The following is a 23,032-nucleotide window of genomic DNA, read 5'->3' as shown; positions in this document are numbered from 1 at the left end:
TTATCCTTCCAGTTTGTATCCTAATCCGCGAACGGTTTTGATGTATTTAGGGTTCTTCGTGTCATCTTCAAGTTTTTCACGCAAATGGCTGACATGCACGTCCACGATTCGAGAGTCCCCGATGAAATCGTAGTTCCAAACAGCATTCAACAATTGATCGCGTGTCAGTACACGCCCTTGGTGGCTCGCTAAATAGTTAAGCAGCTCGAATTCCTTTGGCGTCAGCTCGACCTTCACGTCTTTACAGAACACCTCGTACTTCTCTGGGTAAATACGAATATCCCCAAATTGGAGCAACACCTCTTGAGGCGCTGTAGTCGCCTCTGGCGTGTTCTGAAATCGCCGAAGAATGGCTTTCACGCGAGCAATGACTTCTCTCGGGCTAAACGGCTTTGTCAAATAATCATCGGCACCAAGCTCAAGCCCCAAAATCTTGTCGAGCTCATCATCTTTAGCTGTAAGCATCAAGATCGGTGTATTATTGCGTTCTTGTCGCAAGGTTTTGCATACGTCCATTCCATCCATCTTGGGAAGCATCAAATCGAGAATGATAAAATCAGGCTGCTCGCTTTTAACCATTTCCAAGGCCTGTTTACCGTCAAAAGCAGTTACGACTTGAAATCCTGATTTTTCAAGATTAAATTGCAATAGCTTAACAATGGAAGGTTCGTCATCTACTACCAATACTTTAATCATCTGTCTGTTTCCCCCTAGCGTTGCAATGCTTGCGCTCGATTTTCTAACCTACGTCCCCTGAAAAATGCTTCTCTCTACATATTCAGTCTGCCAATGCTCATTGCGGAAAACAAGTAATTTTTTTGTAAAGACATACTGAATGGACACATAGAACTTACCTGCTTGGCAGTAGTATTCCTCTTTTAGGTAAAGGTATCTACTTGAAAAATCCTTGTTGTCTTCTTGCTGTAGTGGTCGGGAGAAGCCCTGCCACATGTTTTCCAGTCGCCTATATCCTCTCTTCGTTCGGGCGGTCTCCTTCCAAACATGTGACAGTGCTTCCGTCCAGCTGTTGATGCATTTGTGTTTTAAAGGGTTTGGCAAGTTAGCCTAACGAAGTTTTCCAGAGATTAAACGTAGTAACCACTGTACTTTAATCCTTGAGAATTTTTTTAAAAGTAACCAAAAGCTGCGTAGAAGAAGCGAATTTCCAGTCAAAGCGCTTCTGGAGCCCATCCCAGCTTCGGAATAAATGGCGGGGAATTTAAGCTTCACTTATGGAATCCTTCTTCGAAACTTCTACGTTTGAAGCGCTCCCGCCATTTATTCCGAAGCGGACAGTCAATCCCCCCTTGCGGGGCGGAGGTCGAAGCGTAGACTGGAAATTCGCTTCTTCCCCCATCACAGCAACTTTAACTAATTCAAAAAAAGACGCCTTCCCAAAGAAAGGCGTCTTACATGTATGGAGCTTATTTCAAAACAGCCATGACGCTGCGTACGGAGTCAGCAGATTTGTCGAGCGCTGCTTGCTCTTCGGCAGTCAAATCCAATTCGATAATTTTCTCGATACCGTTTGCGCCGAGCAGAGTCGGTACACCCAGGTAGAGATCGTTGTAGCCGTACTCTCCTTGCAGAAGAGCAATGGATGGCAGAATGCGTTTTTTGTCCTTGATGATGGCTTCAGCCATTTGTACCAAGGAAGCCGCAGGTGCATAGTATGCGGAACCGTTCCCCAACAGGTTTACGATCTCACCGCCGCCTTTGCGGGTACGCTCTACGATCGCATCCAGACGGTCTTTCGGGATCAATTTTTCCAATGGGATACCGCCAGCATAGGAGTATCGAACCAATGGAACCATGTCATCACCGTGACCGCCCAAAACGAAGCCCGTTACGTCTTCTACAGAAACGTTCAATTCCATAGCCACGAAGGTACGGAAACGAGCCGTATCCAAAACGCCGGATTGACCGATTACGCGCTCTTTCGGGAAGCCAGACGTTTTGAAGAAGGTGTACGTCATCGCGTCAACTGGGTTGGACAGTACGAGCACGATAGAGTTAGGTGCATATGTTTTTACTTGCTCTGCAACAGATTTCATAATGCCAGCATTGGTGTTAACCAGGTCATCGCGGGACATGCCAGGCTTGCGGGCAATACCTGCTGTGATGATGACCAGGTCAGCATCTTTGATATCTTCGTAGTTCGCAGTACCTGTGATGTTCGCATCAAAGCCTAATACTGGCGAGGATTCCATCATGTCCAGCGCTTTACCTTTTGTTGGGTTCTCCAGTTGCGGAATGTCAACCAATACTACGTCGCCCAGCTCTTTTTGCCCCAAAATGAATGCAGTTGTTGCACCAGTGAAGCCACTACCGATAACAGCGATTTTTTTACGGTTGAATGCCATGAACGATTCCCCTCCAAAATGTAAGTGTAAAATTTGTACCCAAATCTATCTTACATGTTTTGAATCAGAGCGTCAGCAAACTCGGAGCATTTCAGTTCTTGTGCACCTTCCATCAGACGTGCGAAATCGTATGTTACTGTTTTCGCAGAGATGGTTTTTTCCATGGAGTTGATGATCAGATCAGCTGCTTCGTTCCAGCCCAGGTGACGCAGCATCATTTCTCCGGACAGGATCACGGAGGATGGGTTTACTTTGTCCAGACCAGCGTATTTCGGAGCTGTACCATGAGTTGCTTCGAAGATCGCATGACCAGTCAGGTAGTTGATGTTTGCACCTGGAGCGATACCGATACCGCCTACTTGTGCAGCCAGAGCGTCGGATACGTAGTCACCGTTCAGGTTGAGTGTTGCTACTACATCATACTCAGCTGGACGAGTCAGGATTTGTTGCAGGAACGCGTCAGCAATCACGTCTTTTACGATGATTTTGCCAGCTGCTTCTGCTTCTTTTTGTGCTTTGTCAGCGTCGCCGCCTTCAGCTTTGATACGATCGTATTGTGCCCATGTGAACACTTTGTCGCCGTATTCTGCTTCAGCCAGTGCATATCCCCAGCTTTTGAACGCGCCTTCTGTGAACTTCATGATGTTACCCTTGTGTACGAGGGTAACGGATTTGCGGTTGTTATCGATAGCATAGTCGATCGCTGCACGAACCAGACGCTCAGTACCATCTTTGGAAACAGGCTTGATACCGATACCAGAAGTTTCTGGGAAGCGGATTTTCTTCACGCCCATTTCGTTTTGCAGGAAGTCGATTACTTTTTTCACTTCTGGAGTACCTTCAGCCCACTCTACGCCAGCGTAGATGTCTTCAGTGTTCTCACGGAAGATTACCATGTCAGTCAATTCAGGATGTTTCACTGGGGATGGAACGCCATCGAAGTATTGAACAGGACGTACGCAAGCGTACAGATCCAGCTCTTGGCGCAGTGCTACGTTGATAGAACGGATACCGCCGCCTACTGGTGTAGTCAGAGGACCTTTGATTGCGATCAGGTATTCACGAACAGCAGTCAATGTATCTTCTGGCAGCCACTCGCTGTATTGGTTGAAGGATTTTTCTCCTGCGAATACTTCGAACCAAGCGATTTTTTTCTCGCCGTTGTATGCTTTTTCTACTGCTGCATCCAGAACACGAACAGAAGCATTCCAGATATCAGGGCCAGTACCGTCACCCTCGATGAAAGGAATGATCGGATTGTTTGGAACTACCAGTTTACCGTTATCCACAGTAATTTTTTCGCCAGCAGTTGGTTGCGTCAGGTTTTTAAACACAAAAATCCCTCCAGTGTTATATATATTCGGTGATTATGAATATTTCCAGACGTAGGAGAACTACCACTCACTCGTGGTAGTTCTCAAGCTTGCGCTCAGGAGCGATCAGCCTGGCTGACCACCTGCCCTCCACGCTCGAAAATAGCGAGTTCTTAGCGGCGGTCAATTGGAACGTAGTGTTGGTTGACCGGACCGGTGTAATCCGCGCGAGGACGGATCAGGCGATTATTTTCATACTGTTCCATGATGTGTGCCGTCCAACCGGACATACGGCTGATGGCAAAGATCGGTGTGAACAGGTCCGTTTCAAGACCGAGTGAAATGTAAACAGATGCGGAGTAGAAGTCAACGTTTGGCTTCAATCCTTTTTCACCGGAAATCATCTCATCGATTTTGACAGACATCTCATACAGCTCAGGGCGACCGATTTGCGCGGTCAGTGCTTTGGACATTTCTTTCAGCCATTTCGCACGTGGGTCACCGTCTTTGTATACACGGTGTCCGAAGCCCATGATTTTTTCCTTGTTATCCAGCTTGGTGCGGATGTAGGATTCTACGTTGGCCATGCCGCCGATTTCGTTCAGCATTTTCGCTACTGCTTCATTAGCGCCGCCATGCAGAGGGCCTTTGAGCGTACCGATTGCAGACACGATACCGGAATAAATATCAGTCAGGGTCGCAACAGATACACGAGCAGAGAATGTAGATGCATTAAACTCATGGTCAGCATGCAGGATCAGAGCAACGTCAAACGCTTTTACTGCCGTTTCTGTTGGCTCTTGGCCTGTGAGCATGTAGAGGAAGTTTTGTGCAATCGTGAAATCTGCACGTGGAGCTACTGGCTCCAGACCTTTGCGCATGCGCTCGTAAGCTGCGATCAAGGTAGGAGTTTGCGCCATCAAACGGATGGATTTCCGATAGTTGGCTTCAGGAGACATATCTTGCGCTTCTGTGTCGTAGAGCGCTAGCGAAGAGACAGCTGTGCGCAACGCCGCCATTGGGTGCACGCCTTTTGGATAGTGGCGAATGCTTTCCAGCACTTCTTGGGCCACTGCTGCATTTTCACCCAATTGTTTTTTCAAAGCGTCTAGCTGATCACGCTTCGGTAACGCTCCATGCCAGAGCAAATATACAACCTCTTCAAAAGTTGCATGTTCTGCTAGCTCATCGATGTTGATCCCGCCATAGCAAAGAACCCCATCGACGATCGAACAGATGGATGATTGAGCGGCAACAACGCCTTCAAGTCCACGAGTAGTTGTCATAGAACTCCCTCTCCTTTTCCACTCAAGTAGTAGTGCTTATCAAGTCTTCGCTTGTTCGCCATGACTGATAAACGCCCTGATCAAGTTCAAAAAGACGACTTTTTGAACATCCTATCTATGAAATTGTAAGCAGCGGTTTCTTTCATCCACCACTCTTGACAGGGAATGTATCCACGCAAATCCTCACAAGGTCATACCTGAAAATGACGCTCGTGTAAGGGGAGAGGCGAGAGAAAAGAATCCACTAAGACGACCCAATTATAAAAGATTATTGCGATTTTGTGAATAAGGTTGGCGAAAAAATGTTTCGAAGGGTGAAACGGAGTTTTGTTTTTTCACGATTCTTGCTCCACCTATCAAGCATGCTGCATAATAGAAACATCAGTATTTTGTTCGCACCTTCGCGGCGGAAAGGAGAAATCGTTTGAATCAGGAAAACTGGGTAGAGCGCCTCTTTCAGATCATTCGCTTGATATGGGTTTGCCTGCTTGTCTATGTAGGGATTTGGGTATTCCAACATGCAACACCCTTACTGTACCCATTTATAATCGCTTTAGTCATTGCGCTCATCATCAACAAGCCCGTTACGTTCATGACTAGAAAGTTCAGGATTCCACGCTGGCTTTCCGTCATCATCGCTCTCTTGGTTTTGATGTTGCTCGCTGGCGGAGTGGTCACACTGATCATCACGGAAACGGTCGTGGAAATCGGAGAGCTGGCCAAACGCTTGCCAGTCGTTTCACAGGAGCTGGCCCATTATTTGCAAAATACGATTTCTCAAGACTTCTTGATGGGCATCTACAATCAGATTCAGTGGTTTTACGATCAGCTTGACCCAGGTTATAAGGATAAGCTTGCCAGTACGGTAGGCAGCGCGATCTCGACCATCACGAATGTCGGACAGGACTTGATCGTTAAATTCCTGGATGGATTGAAAAACCTGCTTGTCTCACTCCCGAATATGGCGACAGTTTCCGTCATCTCCATCATGGGTGCCTTCTTTATCTCCAAAGATTTTGCTCTTTGGGAAGCACGAGCTCGCCGACTTTTGCCAAAAGGAGTAAACAGCCGTCTCGATCAGATTTTTATCGATTTGCGCAATGCGTTGTTCGGTTTTGTCAAGGCGCAGCTGACTCTCATCTCCTTAACCGCTGCCATCGTGATCATTGGTCTGTTGTTCATGCGTGTCGAATACGCGATTACGATTGGCTTGATCACGGGCTTGGTCGATCTCTTGCCTTATCTTGGCACAGGAACCGTCTTTGTCCCTTGGATCATCTACATGTTTTTCAAAGGCAATTACACGATGGTCATCGGCTTGTCCATTTTGTACGGGATCGTCTTGATTTTCCGTCAAATTATCGAGCCAAAAGTCGTTGCGGAAAACGTCGGCCTCGACCCGCTCCTCACGCTGGTTGCGTTGTTTGTCGGCCTCCAGCTGTTCGGATTCCTGGGCTTGATCATCGGACCTGTTTCCCTCGTCATGATCAATGCTCTGGTAAAAGCCAATGTCTTCGGCGATGTATGGGGCTATATCCGTGGGAAGAAAACCTGACCCAACGTAAAAAGAACCGCTTGCGAGCAGCTTGTCACACAGCTCGAAGCGGTTCTTTTTTATATGGAATATCTGTATTAACGGCGAAAAAACAATTGAACACGACCGGACGAGATGAGGTTCCACAACCAGCGCTTCAACAGATGACGGATAATCATCCGTGTGTACGGGATGAGGAAAACCAGTCCGATCACATCCGTGACAAAACCAGGCAGTAAGAGCAAAATGCCACCGACCAAAATCAAAACACCATCGATGAGCGAATCCGTAGGCATTTGCCCACGCGCCAGCTGGTTTTGGACCATCCGGAATACTTGCATCCCCTGCTGCCTCGCGAGCCAAGCTCCCAAGATCCCCGTGAGAATGACTAATACGACTGTATTCCATCCACCGATCCACGAACCAATGGTAATAAGCCCCCAAAGCTCTAATCCAAACGCAACGACAAACAGAATGGCAAAAAAGCGGAACATATCTATTCCCCTCCTTTATGCTGGGAGTCCAACCAATCATATATGTCAGGCTCCGCTCTCGACAAGCGAATCGGTCTCAGAGCTGTGTTGGTAAATACGTGCATCGTCTCTCCTGACACCAACAGCTGTTGGTCAGACAATCTAACAATCTCATAGGCAAAAGTGAGACGGACAGGGCTGAACTCTTTTACTCTCGTCCGTATCTCTACCTCATCGTCATAGCGGGCGGGCTGTTTGTAAGAGATGTTGGCATCTGTGACGGGCAAAAGTACGCCTTTTTCCTCCAGCTCTCGATAGGTGATCCCCGCATGGCGAATCAATTCTGTTCTTCCTACTTCAAACCAATTCAAATAATTCGTATGGTAGACCACACCCATCTGATCGGTTTCGCCATAGCGGACGCGCAATCGATGGGAATGAATAATGGGAGTCATTTGGATCGCTCCTTTCTCTATAGAATGATTGTACCATAGTCCCCCTACGTGGCTGTAGTGGTGGGGAGGAAACAGGAGAAAACGCTCAGCTTCTTGTCCCACCCGCTGAGGGATTCACTGCCCGCCTCCATGCAAAAAACGAAACCGCGTCCAAAGTGGTCCACTCAGGGTGTATTTCAGAGGTGGACGCTTAAGAGCGTGTTTCGCTTTTTGCATTACGTCTCGGTCGGTGTACCAAAGATCTTCGCTTTTTTCTCCTGTTTCCTCTACGAGCTTTCCGTGTTAGACGGGTTTTAAATGCCTTAAAAGATTGAAGAATCGCATATGTCGCGACAGAGAAGAATATTTCCAGACGTAGCGACTTGTGGAGTCCTACCGAGCGGAGAAGGGATTTGCGGGCAAAAGAAACGCAACGTGCCCCTACGACGGAGCGGCTACCACTTTTGCGTTTCCCCGCGAATCCCTTCGGAGCGGGCAGTTTTAGCCCCCAGCGGGACGGAGCCTGGAGCCTAGACTGGAAATATTCTTCTCTCCACTACAGCCACATAAAAAAACAGGGGCAGACTGATTTTAGCAGTCTCCCCCTATCTCTTATTATTCGGTTCGCTTAACGAATCGGGCAAGCTCCGCCTTCGCAAGATTCGGCCGTGGACAGATCAGCCTCTCCGCCGGTTTCATACTGCTGCAAAATCGCAGAATCAAACGGCTTCATAGACTGCTTCAATGCCTCGTACTGTTCTTTGGTGCACTCTTCATAAGGAGCCAATTGGTAGTTTCCGCCATCCAATTGCAAGAAGGATACACCTACGAAATTGTCCCAGTTGTCGTAAACGATCTCTTCTACTTCTACCCACTCTTCCTTGCGTACCGTAATGGTGTTGGAAGAGTTGTGCTCCGTATATTCTTTCTGGAAACGGAAGTACGTATCGAATTGGCGTTTTGCACTTACTTCGTTCTTCGTTTCCTCTGCACCTGATGCTACAGGGAAATCGATCACGAGTGTACGTGCGTTTGCCATGCGTTCTTCATACGTATCTCCTGGCGATCCTACCTCTGGGTTGACTGTCCAGCCAAGAGCTTGTACCGCTTTTGCCAATGGGTCCTCGGCATTGATACGGATGCGGCGGATGTAGTACGGCGAATGTGACCAGTGCAGACCGCTGGACACACCACCAGCTACCTGAGACAGCGTACCTTCCGGCTTCACGGTCGTTACCAAGAGTGGAGAGTTCACACGCAGCTCATACGCATAACGATTCGCCTCATCACGAGCAGCATCGCCCAGCTGGCGCAGCAGTTCGAGCTCTTGCTCTTCTGTATAGCCAAGGGATGCCAACGCATCCTTCACACCAGTAAGGGAGGTTCCGAGCAGACGGTCACGCTGTTGAACGGTATCCCAATGCGGCAGCTCCAACGTAACCAGCGTCATGCGCAGACCAGCACGAGCAGATTTGCGCTGTGCTTCCAGCAAGCCATCGAGATCCAGATACTTGGAGCCATCCTCACGATCCTTCACGAATTCCACCAAATTGACTGTCGTCAGGTTGCAGACACCATAAGAATCGAGCAGGATTTCTGCACAAGGGTTCAAGCCCTCTGCATTTGGACGGCGACGGTTCGCTTCTTCCAGGTTGATGAAGCCTGGTTCGCCTTCCAATTGCATCAATGTGAACACGAGGTTCAAGAATGGCTTGGTCGGTTGTTTGGTAAATGCGATGGAGTTGTTGGACATGCGGCGGTGATCAAGACCGAAGCGTCCGTCTCCGACATTTTGGATGCTGTCAAACCATACAGGCTTGTGCTCTCCCAACAGCTCGCCCACACGACGGTGATGGTTCAGCTGATCCTCTGTCCAGAAGCCGTTGATACCGTATTTAGCCAGCATGCACTCGTAATCATCGTGATCGAACAGGAAAATTTCCGCTGTACGGCGCACGCCACCTACAACGACGTTTGCTCCGATGAGATTTCCAATGTCGAGAATATGTATCGGACGGATTTTGCCGTATCCTTTTTCATCACTCTCGATTTGTGCCAAATGTTGGTCGATTTGGTTTTTCAACACTTTGTCGATACCTTCAAACATTTCGCGAAGCGGTTCATGACCACTAGCTGTGCCACCAAAACGCTTCAGTCGCTCGCCTTTCGGGCGCACGCTGTTATAAGAGATTTTCACAGTGTGAATGTGTTCGTAAGTAGCATCTGTCAAAATTTGCAGGTAGAGACGGAGGGATTCTACCCAGCCTTCTTTACTGTCGCCCACATAAATTTTGGCAAAACCGTTATCCAATACATTCAGCTCAGAACGCTCCAGGCGTTGATGCTTTGGCAGCGGTCTGTATTCAGAAGAAAGCAGCGAAACATTCGTACGAATCGGGCCCAGTCCAGCAGCCATTTCCTTCGTGCATTTGAAGCCTACGCCCGTTCCTACCAAGAGAAGATAGAACAGATCGCCCAAGTCATCCCAAGACTTGATATTCAGGAAGGAGCAGTTGAAGTTCGCCAACGGATACAAATCCGCTACACCGTTGTCCGCACCGCCAACCCACAAGGTACGACCAGACAAAAACTGGCGAAGGTTAAACATGTTGTCAAACAGACCTTCTGCCTCTTTTTCCATCGCGCGTGAATCGGCGTACATTCCGATTTTGTTCAAATGCTGATAAGCCAGCTTAATATTGTAATCCACCGAGCGGCGGCACGTTTCTTTCCACGTTTCCCGTCTTCCTTTTTCCGGTACAAAGCGAGAATAAGTACGGTAGTAAACAAATTGTCCCAGAGGACTCATATGGATCGGAAAATCAGGATATTGATCTAAGAATTCATCCCGCAAAAATTGGGTTCGGGATACGGTTACGGTCGCCAGCATATCGTTCCTCCTTCGAATCTTTCCTCTCTAGTTTACCTATCTTCATCTATAAAACTCAATAGTTTTACCTATATATTGTGCGAAATAATTTTCGACAATACTAGATGTTGTGTTTTTCTCAAAAAAACACTTGACACAAAATCCCGAACATTGGACGAGAAAACAGAGACTTTTATCCTCAGCCTTGTTTTCGCCATGGGGACAAAACGAACATTCTGTCATGGTTTGGAAATTCCGAACGTATGGATTTTACCCGTCCCGATACAAAGCCACCGACCGATTTTAACAGATTCCCACTCGCTTTGCACCACCTAATAATCGCCGTTATCTGGTAAAACTTATCAGGTAGTTCGTCGGCTAATCCTTTTTACAGCACGCCAAAAAAGGGTGACGCTTGGTCACCCTTCAGAGGCATTCTATGTTAAAGATGAATAGTTTTACCTACAAAATCCGCGCATGACCTGAGTAAATATGCCCACGCTCAGAATCCACCGTTACAATTTGCCCTTCCTTCAATACATCCGTAGCAAATTGCACTCCTACGATGACTGGAACGCCGAGATTCAGGCCTACGATGGCTGCGTGAGAGGTAAGTCCGCCCTCTTCGCAAATCACCGCTCCAGCCTTGCCAAACGCTTCAATCATATCGGAGTCGGTACCGATGGTTACCAGGATCGCTCCTTCTTCTACCTTTGCCAGCGCCTCTTCAGCGGATCTAGCAATTACTACCTTGTTCGTGACAACTTTTCGACCGATTCCCTGTCCTTTTGCTACCACATCGCCAATGACGTGGATTTTCATCAGGTTCGTTGTCCCAACTTCACGCACAGGTACGCCTGCTGTGATCACGACGAGATCGCCATGACGAACGAAGCCTGCATCGAGTGCCTCCTGAACAGACATCTCCAGCATTTCGTCGGTTGTATTCGCCATTTCGCCCTTCACCGGATACACGCCATTTACGAGTGCAAGTCGGCGAATAATCGCTTCATGCGGTGTTACAGCCACGATTGGTGCTTTTGGACGGAACTTCGATACCATGCGAGCTGTGTGTCCGCTTTCGGTCGCTGTAATGATTGCAGCTGCGTCCAGATCCAGTGCTGCATTGGATACAGCTTGGCTGATGGCATCAGTAATCGTCACTTGTTTGAGCTGTGCTTGTGCATACAAGATCTCGCGATAATTCAGCTCTTGCTCTGCACGTACAGCGATTCGCACCATGGTTTCGACAGATTCAACCGGATATTTACCCGCAGCCGTCTCTCCGGAGAGCATGATGGCATCTGTACCATCGAAAATGGCGTTCGCAACGTCACTCGCTTCTGCACGTGTCGGGCGTGGGTTGCGCTGCATAGAATCGAGCATTTGTGTCGCCGTAATGACTGGCTTCGCGAGTTCGTTACACTTCTTGATCAGCTTCTTCTGAACAAGTGGTACTTCTTCGGCCGGAATCTCTACGCCCAAATCACCGCGCGCAACCATGATTCCATCTGTTACTACCAGAATATCGTCTACGTTATCGACGCCTTCCTGGTTTTCGATTTTGGCGATAATATCGATTCGCACATTATTGCGCTCCAGGATTTTGCGAATCTCCAAGATATCCGATGCTTTTCGGACGAAGGAAGCCGCAATGAAATCGACACCTTGTTCAACACCAAATTCGATATCCTGCGCATCCTTTTCTGTGATACCTGGCAAGTTGATTTTGACACCAGGAACATTGACGCCTTTCTTGCTCTTCAGTGTTCCACCGTTTTTGATCAAGCAGACGATTTCGGTGTCACGCACTTCTTGTACTGTCAACCCGATCAGGCCGTCGTCGATCAAGATCGTATCGTCGATTTTTACATCACGTGGCAATTCCGGATACGTAATGGAGACACGCTCAGCGGTACCCGCTACTTCCTCAATGGTGAGGATCAGCGTATTTCCTTCTACGAGCTCAACTGCATCTACTGCAAGCGTACCCGTGCGGATTTCAGGACCTTTTGTATCCAACAGGATCGCAACAGGCTTCCCCGTTTCTTTCGATGCCTGACGAATGTTCACAATACGAGCAGCATGCTCCTCATGGGAACCGTGCGAAAAATTCAAACGCGCTACGTTCATTCCTGCTTCAATGAGTTTTTTCAGTGTTTCAACCGATTCACTCGCCGGTCCAATGGTACACACGATTTTTGCTTTCCTTAACATAGGATGTAAGCCTCCTCTACACTCGTAAAAACTGTCAGTATTATATAGATAGCGTGCGCGCCAATTGATAAATGGATAAATCCAATTGATGCTTTTTCGCCAATGCTTCTTGAAAATCAACATCAACGATCTCGTTGTTCTGAATCCCAACCATTCGATCCTGCTTGCCTTCCAGTAATAAATCGACGGCTGCGGCACCCATTCGGCTCGCCAGCATTCGGTCCATCGCAGTAGGGGAACCACCACGCTGAATGTGACCCAGTACCGTCACGCGAGTCTCCCAGCCTGTCTCTTTCGTGATGGCTTCGGCATACGAAGCTGCGCTTCCTACCCCTTCCGCCACAATGATGATGGAATGCTTTTTACCACGGCGTTGTCCAGCATGCAGACGCTCAATAATGTCGTCCAACTCCTGCGACGCTTCCGGGATAATGATCGACTCGGCACCAGCTGCAAGCCCTGCCCACAATGCCAGGTCGCCAGCATCTCGCCCCATCACTTCAATAATGTAGGTGCGTTCATGCGAAGTGGCCGTATCGCGGATTTTATCGATCGCTTCCACAACGGTATTCAATGCCGTATCAAACCCGATCGTGAAATCGGTGCACGGAATATCATTATCAATCGTGCCCGGTACGCCAATGGTCGGGAAGCCTTTTTCGGTCAGCTTCTGCGCACCGCGAAACGAACCGTCTCCCCCAATCACAATCAGACCTTCAATTCCATGATCACGTAATTGCTCCACCGCTCTTTGCTGTCCGGCTTCCGTCTTGAATGCCTCACTGCGGGCGGAGTAGAGAATGGTTCCTCCCCGTTGGATAATATCCCCAACAGAACCCAGAGACATCTCCTTGATATCTCCCCGCATCAGCCCTTCGTATCCGTGGTAAACCCCAAACATTTGTACCTCGTGAAAATGAGCACGACGTACAGCCGCCCGGACTGCAGCATTCATTCCAGGAGAATCTCCACCGCTGGTGAGAACTGCAAGTTTTCGCATGGAATCCACCTCTCCAATCATATCGTCTTTAGCATGTCATTTAACGGAAACAGTATGTACCATACTTTGTATGAAACATGCTGTATCACTCAAATCAACATATCTGTTATACAGTCGATAGATATGTGCCATACTTTTTGAAAGCTCTGATAACTCTTTCATTCGACTTCGATTGTAGCAGATTTTCTTCACGGAAAACAAGAAAAAAACGCCCCCTGATTCTTACAGGGAGGCGAATTCTCCGATCTGTTTAAACTTATCGTAACGGTCCTGTATCAATTCATCTGGAGTTAAACGGCCCAACTGTTCTAGTTGTTCCGTGATGACCGCCTTGACCATCCCTGCCTGCGCGATCAAATCACGATGGGCTCCTCCGAATGGTTCATCAATAATTCCGTCAATGACTCCTAATTCCAACAAGTCAGGAGCCGTAATTTTCATCGTCTCCGCTGCACGCATACCCAAGCTGGAGTCTCTCCAGAGGATCGCGGCTGCACTCTCTGGTGCAATCACGGAGTAATAGGAATTCTCCAACATATAGATGCGGTTGCCTACACTGATCGCCAAGGCTCCACCGCTTCCACCTTCCCCGATGACAATACAAATAATTGGCACGCGAAACGTTGCCATTTCACGCAGATTGCGGGCAATCGCTTCACTCTGACCGCGCTCTTCTGCCGCTTTCCCAGGATATGCCCCAGATGTATTGATAAAGCAAATAATCGGGCGACCGAACTTATCCGCCTGCTGCATAATGCGCAATGCCTTCCGGTAGCCTTCTGGATGAGCCATTCCGAAATTGCGCTTGATGTTGTCCTTTGTATCTTTCCCTTTTTGGTGACCGATGACCGTAACCGGATGTCCGTCTAGCTTGGCAATTCCACCCACAATCGAATGGTCATCTCCGAACAAACGGTCTCCATGAACCTCGATAAAATCAGTAAAAAGTAGTTGTATATAGTCCAAAGTCGTTGGCCGTTCCGGATGACGAGCCAGCTGTACGCGCTGCCATGGAGTCAAGTTGCCATAAATTTGCGCAGCAAGCTCTTTTGATTTTTGTTCGAGACGCTGTATTTCGTCAGAGAAATCAATTCCCTTTTCCTCAGTAAAACGGCGCAATTCCTTAATCTTGTCTTGTAATTCTACTAATGGCTTTTCAAAGGAGAGCTCGCCTGCCATGTTTCTACTCCTTCCCGAGACGTGTGCATCTCTACCAGTTTGGACAGCGTATTTCGCATATCCTTACGGTGTACCACCATGTCGAGCTGCCCATTTTTTAACAAGAATTCCGCTGTTTGGAAGTCTTTTGGCAAATCCTGACGGATCGTTTGCTCAATGACTCGACGCCCGGCAAAACCGATCATAGCTCCTGGTTCTGCAATATTATAATCTCCCAACGAAGAAAAGCTGGCCGATACGCCACCATATGTAGGATTCGTCATGATCGAGACGAACAGCAAGCGTTCGCGGTCCAATCGAGACAACGCTGCGCTGGTTTTCGCCATTTGCATCAGGCTCAATACACCTTCTTGCATGCGTGCTCCACCAGATGCACTGAACAGAATGAAAGGCAAACGCCGTTCGATCGCTTGCTCGATTGCGCGCGTGATTTTTTCCCCGACGACCGATCCCATACTCGCCATACGGAAACGAGAATCCATGACCCCAATCACGATGCGGTTCCCACCCAGGATACCTTCCCCTGTAATGATCGCCTCGTTCAAATTGGTGTTGGCCATATCTTTTTCCAGTTTTTCCAAATAACCAGGAAAACCGAGTGGATTGGCTGTAATCAAATTGGCATCAAATTCTTCGGTCAGAACCCCATCATCCAGAAGCGCTTGCAGACGCTCTGGAGCGGACATGGAGTAGTGGAACTGGCAGCCTTTGCAGACGCGCAAGTTCTTCTCCAAATCCTTCGAGTAGTGAATCGTCCCACAATGTGGGCATTTATTCATCAATCCCTCAGGGACTTCCTTTTCTTTCGTACCCGCTTCCTTGCTAGTGTCGGTGGAAGCAGGGACACGTGCTAGTGTCTCTGAAGGAACTGTAGCGAATTTGCGCTTTTTCCCAAAAAGATCTTTAAGCACAGGTACACCCACCTTTCTCATCAGTGAAGGATCGTGCCGAGTACATCCCGGACTTCATTTAGTTCGCTCTCAGGCACGAGAATCTCGTATTGCTTCGAGACCTTACCCTCGCGAACCTTTACCAAAAACCCTTCATCTGTCAAACGTTGCTGTATCCGTTCTGCAATTCTAGCGCTAGGAGCGATGTAGATGACCGTCCACATGCTGGCTTCCTCCTCAATCGTCCAATACAGGTCTGCATCATCATATCACAGCGCCAGCGCCCCTCGCAAATTGGGGAAAACTAAAGCTTGCTGTTCTCTAAATGCTGCTTCATTCTCTCTAATGCGACGTTCACATCGCCTTCGCGAATGGCTTCCATAATTTGTCGATGCTCTACGAGTGCTGCACTCGCTCTGCCTTCGCGTGACAATGATTCAACTCGGATACCGTTGCTGTACTCAACCAAAGGCGTCCAGATCCGGTGCAAAATCGAGTTGCGACTGGAGCGACATATGACGCGATGAAACTGATAGTCTTCCTCCGCAGGAACCTCGCCTCTTGCTACTCTTTCCTCTGCGATGGCCAGAATGCGTTCCATTTCATCAAAATGCTTGTCAGTCGCCCGTCTACAGGCTAAGCGGACAGCATCCAGCTCAAGCATTCGTCGCATTTCGATCAAGTCCTTCTTGGTTTTGGTATCACGTAGGATAAAAAAGCCAAGAATATCGATCAGCCGATTGTGTCGGTAATGCTTGAGGAAGGTGCCTTCCCCGCGACGCGTCTCAATGAGTCCGAGCAGCTCCAAAGCCCGAAGAGCCTCGCGTACAGAGGAACGACCTGCTCCCAGTTGTTCGGACAGCTCTCGCTCAGACGGCAGCTTGTCGCCGGGCCGCAAGTTTTGCTCCTGTATGATTTCATGAAGTTGCAGGAGAATTCCTTCGTAAACCTTTCGATCTTGGGAAGAGTCGAGCACGATTATCCTCCTTACTCGTAGCTGTAACAAGAAGCACCCTCCACGTTTGTAAAAAGCCTACTGGTTTTTCGCGGAGGGTGTCGGCACTTCGTTTAGGCTTCTTGATAAGAAATAGCTGTCAATTTCGTTGTCTTTTGTTTTACTTCTTCTGGATCTACTGTGATGCGAGCAACACCAGTCTCCATCGCTGCTTTTGCTACTGCCGCAGCAACGTTTGGTGCTACACGTGGATCGAAAGCGGAAGGGATCACTTTATCTGCATTCAACTCTTCTGCTGTAATCAGGTCTGCGATGGCATAAACAGCAGCCAGCTTCATTTCTTCGTTGATTTCAGTCGCACGTACATCCAACGCGCCACGGAAAATTCCCGGGAATGCCAGTACGTTGTTTACTTGGTTTGGGAAGTCGGAACGACCTGTACCGATTACTGCCGCACCTGCTTCTTTTGCTTCTTGCGGCATGATTTCTGGTACTGGGTTTGCCATTGCGAAAATGATCGGATCGCGGTTCATCGAACGAACCATGTCCTGTGTAACAGCGCCAGCTACGGATACACCGATGAATACGTCAGCGCCCTTCATCGCATCAGACAGGTCACCTTGCAGCATGCTGCGGTTCGTGATTTTCGCCATTTGTTCCTTCACTGGGTTCATACCGAATGGACGGCCTTCGTACACGATTCCTTTTGTATCAACCATGATCACTTCTTTAACGCCCATGGAAATCAAAAGCTTCATGATCGCGATACCAGCTGCACCTGCACCGTTCGCTACTACGCGGATATCTTCCAGCTTTTTATCAACTACGCGCAGAGCATTGATCAGACCTGCTGCTGTAACAATTGCTGTACCGTGCTGGTCATCGTGGAAAATCGGGATATTTGTTTCGCGCTTCAGACGCTCTTCGATTTCGAAGCATGCAGGAGCTGCGATATCTTCCAAGTTAACGCCACCAAAAGTAGGCTCGAGCAGTTTTACTGTCTCTACGATTTTATCTACATCCGTTGTATTCAAGCAGATCGGGAATGCATCTACGCCTGCGAAGGATTTGAACAGAACTGCTTTTCCTTCCATAACCGGCATTGCTGCTTCTGGTCCGATGTTTCCGAGACCCAGTACAGCAGTACCGTCGCTGACTACTGCAACCAGATTGCCTTTCATCGTGTAATCGTACACTTTGGACTTGTCATCAAAAATATCTTTGCAAGGTTCAGCAACCCCAGGAGAATAAGCAAGACTCAGATCGTAAGCATTGCGAACGGGTACCTTGGTCACTGCCTCCAATTTTCCTTGATGTTTTCTGTGAAGCTCCAGTGCTTCCTCTCTCAGGTTGGACATGAGATCCCACTCCATTTCACGATAATAGTTTCTATGATTGCTTGTAGGCAGTAAAAATGCCTGGGTTATCCCAAGTGGTCTGACCACTTATTGAGTTATGATCTCAATATAATAAAAAACTGTTCTCCTGTAAACCTGCCGAAAACGGCGAAAAAGGGAGGACATTCCTCATCCTCCCCAATTTATAGGCATTTCTTTCCGAATTACGCTGTCAGGACCCACAATTTCTCGCGCTTGCTCCAAAAATGACTCATCTACGTCTACCCAATTTGCTTCCGGGAGGCGAATTGTCTGTCTTTTTCCTTCGTAGAAAAGGATTACAGGAATCGTTCCTTTTTTTTCGACAAACAAGCGTGAAAGCCTTTGCAGCGTCGAATCGTGCTCTTGCTCTGCCGAAATTTTGACAAATAAAACGGTCTCGGACTTCGGCTGTGGCAACGTTTGTGCATCCCAGAAACGGGAAGCTAAGAGCTTGACCATGTCGTCCTGATGATCGACTCGGGCTTCTGCCACGACGATTTGTTCGCGCTCGAGCAGTGACGCATACTTCGTATACACCTGCGGGAAGACGACCAGCTCTACTGGCGCCGTTTTGTCCTCTAGCGTAATAAATGCCATTGGGTCCCCTTTTTTCGTCTGGATGCGTCTGGCTTCCGTTATCATTCCAAACACTTTAACCGTTTTGTCGCGCGGCACATCCCCCAATGAAGAGATGACCGCTACTTCCGGGCGACTGGCGACATGAGCAAACTGATCAAGTGGATGACCGGAGATGTATACCCCGATCAAGTCCCGTTCTTCTTTTAGTTGCTGTGTATGTGAGAGCGGCGGTACCTCGGGATATTCTGTCGGCTCACGCAATGGTGCCGTGTCCTCTTCACCCGCAAATAAATTGAGCTGGTTAGCGTCTCGTTCTATACGCTTGCTATTTGCCTTCCCTACCGCTTCATCCAGCAATAGCAAAAGCTGACTGCGATGTCCTGGCAACGAATCCAGTGCGCCGCACAAGGTGAGCGACTCTACCACTCTTCGGTTAACTAACCGCGCATCTACGCGGGCACAAAAATCAAAGACGTCGCGATACGGTCTACCTTTGCGCTCTTTTACGATTGATTCAATGGCACCGTAGCCAACGTTTTTCACTGCGGCCAGACCGAAGCGAATCGCATCCTGCTCCACTGTAAAGTAGGCCAGGCTCTTATTCACGTCTGGGCCGAGCACGGTAAGCCGCAACCGCCGCGCTTCTTCCGTGTACTCGGCAATTCTAGTCTGACTGCCAATCGATAAGGAGAGCAGTGCTGCCATAAACGCAAGCGGATAAGTTGCTTTCAAATAAGCCATCTGGTAAGCGATGACCGCGTAAGCAACCGAGTGGGCTTTGTTAAAACCGTAATCGGCAAAGCGCACGATCAAATCGTAGACTTGATTGCCCAGCTCGTCTCCATATCCTTGTCGTACACAACCAGCCACGAACTTCTCCCGCTGCTCCGCCAATAGCTCCCGTTTCTTTTTCCCGACTGCTCGGCGCAAAATATCTGCCTCACCAAGGCTGAAGCCTGCGAGCGTCGAGGAAATCTGCATGATTTGCTCCTGATATATCATAAAACCGTGCGTCTCCTGCAAAATTGGCTCCAGAACAGGATGAGCGTACTGTACTTTACTCTGTCCGTGCTTGGCGGCGATGTACTGCGGGATGATCTCCATCGGCCCCGGGCGATACAGTGCCAGAACTGCAATGATGTCATCGAGGCTGCTCGGCTTCAAATCTCGCAGCACATTGCGCATCCCCGAAGACTCCAGTTGGAATATACCCGTTGTCTCCCCACGAGAGAGCATGCGAAACGTTTTCTCATCGTCTGTCGGCAGCTGATCCAGATCAAGCGATATCCCCTGCTCCTGCAAATGACGCAGCGTCTCCTGAATGATGGTCAAATTGCGCAAGCCGAGGAAGTCCATCTTCAACAGACCGACTTCTTCGAGAATTTCCATCGGATACTGCGTGAGCGCCAAGCCTTCGTTGCCCGTCTGTAATGGTACGTAATTCGTCAGCGGTTCACGCGAAATGACGACACCCGCTGCATGCGTGGAGGCGTGGCGAGGCAAGCCTTCTACTCCCATTGCCGTTTCGATCAGTTGCGCTGCCTGTTTGTTCTCCGCGCACAGCTTGCCGATATCCGGGTTGATCTGCATCGCCCGTGCAATCGTCATGCCTGGCGATTGCGGAATCATTTTGGCGACGCAATCCACGATGCCCAAAGACAAGCCTAACGCCCGTCCAACGTCACGTACTGCTGCACGAGCCGCCATTGTTCCAAAGGTAATGATCTGGGCGACACGATCATGACCGTACTTGCTCGCAACATAGTGAATCACTTCGTCACGGCGCTCTACGGAAAAATCGATATCAATATCGGGCATCGTCACCCGCTCCGGGTTGAGAAAGCGTTCAAAGAGCAACTGAAAGCGGAGCGGATCGACATTCGTGATTTTCAAAACATACGCAACCAGGCTACCTGCCGCAGATCCCCGGCCAGGTCCAGTCGGTATCCCGTTTTCGTGAGCGTACCGCATGAAATCCCATACAATCAGGAAGTAATCAGTAAAGCCCGTCCCTGTAATAATCGCCAGCTCGCGATCCAGACGCGCTTGCACCTCTGGTGTAATCTCACCGTATCGCTCCCGGCAGCCCTTTTCACACAGTTCACGCAAATACTGCGTCGAATCTTGTCCCTCTGCCAAAGGAAATTCCGGCAAAATATGCGCGCCAAAGGTAAGGTCCAGCTTGCACCTGTCTGCAACGGCTACCGTATTGGCTATCGCCTGAGGAGCAAAAGCAAAGAGCGTCGCCATCTCTTCGGCACTTTTCAAATAGTACTGATCCGTCTCGTAACGGAAACGGTTTTCTTCGCCAATCGTCTTGCCTTCTTTGATCGCCAGCAATATATCATGCTGCTGGTGATCCTCCCTGTGGATGTAGTGAACGTTGTTTGTCGCAATCAGCGGAATCCCCGTCTCCTGACTCAGTTTCACGAGACGAGTATTCAACCTGCGCTCCACTTCCAGTCCGTGATCAGCCAGTTCCAAATAAAAATGCTGTTCACCAAACATTCGCTGATACTTGCGGGCTGCTTCTTTTGCAGCATCTGCGTCTCCAGCCAGTAGCAGCTTGGCTACTTCCCCTTGCTGGCAACCACTCAGTGCAATGATACCGTCTGTATGCTTTGCCAAGACCTCTTTGTTGAGACGCGGAAGGATGTAGTTGCCGTCTGTATTCGCGATTGTCGCTAGCTTCAGGAGATTCCGGTAGCCCGTTTCACTTTCAGCAAGAACGATCAGATGACTAGGCGGCGGTGCATTTCGTACGCGATCTTGAAGATTTCCCTCTATTACGTATATTTCCATCCCGATAATCGGTTGGATGCCTGCTTCCAGACAAGCTTTATAAAACGGGATTGCCCCGTACAGATTGGTATGGTCTGTCATGGCCAGTGCATGCATGCCCAATTCGCAGGCTCGTTTGACTAGCGCATCGATACGTGCTGCTCCGTCCAGCAGACTGTACTCCGTATGAACATGCAAATGGACAAAGGAGGTCATGATATTACCCCTCTCACTTTTCACGATTGAAACTATCTCCCTTACATTATACCGGAAGTATAGCGCATACGGACGTTAAGAACAAATGTTCCTGCTCGTATTTGACCGTTCTCCCCTGATTTTGGTAGGATGGGTAATACCAGAATGGCTAGAAAGGATGAATCCATCTATGTGGTTTGCCTTTTACATGACCGGTGTTCTCGCTTCCCTGGTAGCCAGCGTCTACTATAGTATCCATGCGCGCAGACGAGGCATCCATCCGCTTGAATCGCGTATGTTGCTGGGGAAAATGAATGTGTCATTGGGGATACTCGTTTCTTTATTCGGCATTAATCAGTTTACGTTTGATTCTCTCGATACGATCCGCATTGTCGTTGCATTGATCATGCTGATTGTAGGGGCAATGAATTTATTTTTGGGAACTCGCAATTATTTCCGTTATCGTACAGCTTGGCAGGCAGAACTGAAAAAAGGGGTATAAGTATTCAAAAGCCTCTAAAAGCAAAAAAGGCATGGGAACAGCTTTACGTTCCACATGCCTTCTTCATTTTTGAAGAACGATGGCTGGAAATACTTTTCCTCTATTCCCAGCTGTTTATCATGGCAAACCTTATAGGGCTCTCGCTATAATGAATTTGTGTGACATTCTATTGCTTCGACAACCTGAGCGGCAGTGCCGAAGGTTGTCCTTTTTTCTATTCCATTCAGAAGGAAACGATTTCCTGCTATTGCAGGTCTTCGGCTTTTGCCCACATTTCCTCCGGGTTCAGCTCATAGATGCCCTCTTCTCGATACATATAATGATTCATGATGAATTCCCGGCGAATCGTAGCATAATCCTCATGGAATTGGCGAATGTATTCGTTGATCTCTTGTTCCTTGTATTTGCGGCTTTTTTCTAACCCTCGCACCATGTATTCAAAGACGATCAGCTTTTTCTTACGCTGGGACGGGATTTGTTTCAGCTTGCCATCTGGAGTAATGAAACTGCGAATGACCTGCGTTTTTTCCGCTGCCATCTGGTGCCTCCTCTGAACATGTAAGTTGTCTTGCGTAAAAATGTCCTCAACTGGCGAATCCTTTGCTTTTTCCATGACGTTCACGATCGCTTGCGACTGGCGTATTACATTAGCTTCGTGCACATAAAAGTAAATGGTATTTTTATCACGACGTTCGTAAACGACACCTGCCTCTCGAAGCTTTGCCATATGGTGGGTAATGGTCGGAGGTGTCACGCCGAGCTTGCCTGCCAACGCCTGTCCATGCAGGGGACCATTTGCCAAAATCGCGAGAATGCGTACGCGCGTCGGGTCTCCGAGTGCTTTGTAAAAGGTGACGAGCTGGTCTAATTGCAAAATGAGGCACTCCTTTCTTTGATGAATCGATCTGATTAGATAATATTCTAATTAGATGATAAGTTGGATTTCTTTGCCTGTCAATTCGTGGGCTTATAAAACACCCTTGACCGTTGCTGTCGGTGGCAGCGGAAAAAGGAGAAAACGCTCGAGCTTCTTGGGCCCCCTGCATGGGGGGCATTCCTGCACGGCTCCGTGGAAAAAGGGAA

18 protein-coding genes are annotated in these 23,032 nt (G+C 48.6%); 2 read left to right on the top strand and 16 right to left on the bottom strand.

Annotated elements, in window-relative coordinates; genetic code table 11:
* The 4 genes from C7R93_RS27165 to citZ form a co-directional block, all read right to left on the bottom strand.
* Complete coding sequence (locus C7R93_RS27165) at positions 1-696, bottom strand: response regulator transcription factor (RefSeq protein ID WP_106841712.1); 696 nt, start codon at positions 694-696, stop codon at positions 1-3.
* Positions 697-1,424: 728 nt separating this feature from the next.
* Positions 1,425-2,363, bottom strand: coding sequence for a malate dehydrogenase (gene mdh / locus C7R93_RS27155; RefSeq protein ID WP_106841710.1), 939 nt, complete (start codon positions 2,361-2,363; stop codon positions 1,425-1,427).
* 50 nt (positions 2,364-2,413) lie between these two features.
* Positions 2,414-3,697 (bottom strand): NADP-dependent isocitrate dehydrogenase, encoded by a 1,284-nt coding sequence (gene icd / locus C7R93_RS27150; RefSeq protein ID WP_106841709.1) that lies wholly within the window; start codon positions 3,695-3,697, stop codon positions 2,414-2,416.
* 152 nt (positions 3,698-3,849) lie between these two features.
* A complete protein-coding gene (gene citZ / locus C7R93_RS27145; RefSeq protein ID WP_106841708.1) occupies positions 3,850-4,962 on the bottom strand; it encodes a citrate synthase in 1,113 nt (370 codons plus the stop codon).
* A 424-nt stretch (positions 4,963-5,386) separates the two neighbouring features.
* Here citZ and ytvI point away from each other — a divergent pair, with 424 nt between their 5' ends.
* Positions 5,387-6,517 carry a sporulation integral membrane protein YtvI gene (gene ytvI, locus C7R93_RS27140; RefSeq protein WP_106841707.1) on the top strand — a complete coding sequence of 377 codons (1,131 nt, stop codon included), beginning with the start codon at positions 5,387-5,389 and terminating at the stop codon, positions 6,515-6,517.
* Between the two features lie 77 nt (positions 6,518-6,594).
* Here ytvI and C7R93_RS27135 read toward each other — a convergent pair whose 3' ends face one another.
* From C7R93_RS27135 to C7R93_RS27080, 11 genes are all read right to left on the bottom strand, one after another.
* Positions 6,595-6,990, bottom strand: coding sequence for an FxsA family protein (locus C7R93_RS27135; RefSeq protein ID WP_106841706.1), 396 nt, complete (start codon positions 6,988-6,990; stop codon positions 6,595-6,597).
* Between the two features lie 2 nt (positions 6,991-6,992).
* Positions 6,993-7,424 (bottom strand): acyl-CoA thioesterase, encoded by a 432-nt coding sequence (locus tag C7R93_RS27130; protein ID WP_106841753.1) that lies wholly within the window; start codon positions 7,422-7,424, stop codon positions 6,993-6,995.
* Between the two features lie 607 nt (positions 7,425-8,031).
* Positions 8,032-10,293 carry a ribonucleoside-triphosphate reductase, adenosylcobalamin-dependent gene (gene nrdJ, locus C7R93_RS27120; RefSeq protein WP_106841705.1) on the bottom strand — a complete coding sequence of 754 codons (2,262 nt, stop codon included), beginning with the start codon at positions 10,291-10,293 and terminating at the stop codon, positions 8,032-8,034.
* A gap of 441 nt (positions 10,294-10,734) precedes the next feature.
* A complete protein-coding gene (gene pyk, locus C7R93_RS27115; protein ID WP_106841704.1) occupies positions 10,735-12,489 on the bottom strand; it encodes a pyruvate kinase in 1,755 nt (584 codons plus the stop codon).
* Positions 12,490-12,529: 40 nt separating this feature from the next.
* The gene (gene pfkA, locus C7R93_RS27110; RefSeq protein ID WP_106841703.1) at positions 12,530-13,489 is read right to left on the bottom strand and encodes a 6-phosphofructokinase; all 960 of its coding nucleotides are present in this window, start codon (positions 13,487-13,489) and stop codon (positions 12,530-12,532) included.
* Positions 13,490-13,711: 222 nt separating this feature from the next.
* Positions 13,712-14,668: an acetyl-CoA carboxylase carboxyl transferase subunit alpha gene (accA, locus tag C7R93_RS27105; RefSeq protein WP_106841702.1), complete on the bottom strand. Its 957-nt coding sequence runs from the start codon at positions 14,666-14,668 to the stop codon at positions 13,712-13,714.
* Entirely contained in the window at positions 14,635-15,579 is a 945-nt protein-coding gene (accD, locus tag C7R93_RS27100; RefSeq protein ID WP_106841701.1) for an acetyl-CoA carboxylase, carboxyltransferase subunit beta, read from the bottom strand. Before accD ends, accA begins: the two co-directional genes overlap by 34 nt.
* 20 nt (positions 15,580-15,599) lie before the next feature.
* Positions 15,600-15,782 carry a hypothetical protein gene (locus tag C7R93_RS27095; RefSeq protein ID WP_007725347.1) on the bottom strand — a complete coding sequence of 61 codons (183 nt, stop codon included), beginning with the start codon at positions 15,780-15,782 and terminating at the stop codon, positions 15,600-15,602.
* A gap of 80 nt (positions 15,783-15,862) precedes the next feature.
* The gene (locus C7R93_RS27090; RefSeq protein ID WP_106841700.1) at positions 15,863-16,534 is read right to left on the bottom strand and encodes a FadR/GntR family transcriptional regulator; all 672 of its coding nucleotides are present in this window, start codon (positions 16,532-16,534) and stop codon (positions 15,863-15,865) included.
* A 92-nt stretch (positions 16,535-16,626) separates the two neighbouring features.
* Positions 16,627-17,871 (bottom strand): NADP-dependent malic enzyme, encoded by a 1,245-nt coding sequence (gene ystJ / locus C7R93_RS27085; protein WP_106841699.1) that lies wholly within the window; start codon positions 17,869-17,871, stop codon positions 16,627-16,629.
* Between the two features lie 168 nt (positions 17,872-18,039).
* Complete coding sequence (locus C7R93_RS27080; protein ID WP_106841698.1) at positions 18,040-21,468, bottom strand: DNA polymerase III subunit alpha; 3,429 nt, start codon at positions 21,466-21,468, stop codon at positions 18,040-18,042.
* A 169-nt stretch (positions 21,469-21,637) separates the two neighbouring features.
* Between C7R93_RS27080 and C7R93_RS27075 the strand changes: the two genes are divergently transcribed.
* Complete coding sequence (locus tag C7R93_RS27075) at positions 21,638-21,949, top strand: YtpI family protein (protein WP_106841697.1); 312 nt, start codon at positions 21,638-21,640, stop codon at positions 21,947-21,949.
* 244 nt (positions 21,950-22,193) lie between these two features.
* On the opposite strand, the gene C7R93_RS27070 is transcribed toward C7R93_RS27075, so the two are convergent.
* Positions 22,194-22,823 carry a DUF2087 domain-containing protein gene (locus tag C7R93_RS27070; protein WP_106841696.1) on the bottom strand — a complete coding sequence of 210 codons (630 nt, stop codon included), beginning with the start codon at positions 22,821-22,823 and terminating at the stop codon, positions 22,194-22,196.
* Positions 22,824-23,032: the final 209 nt, after the last annotated feature.

This window comes from Brevibacillus fortis (assembly GCF_003013395.1).
In the GTDB taxonomy this organism is placed as follows: domain Bacteria; phylum Bacillota; class Bacilli; order Brevibacillales; family Brevibacillaceae; genus Brevibacillus; species Brevibacillus fortis.
Note: the sequence above shows the minus strand (reverse complement) of the source record. Positions and strands in the feature narration are given on the sequence as shown.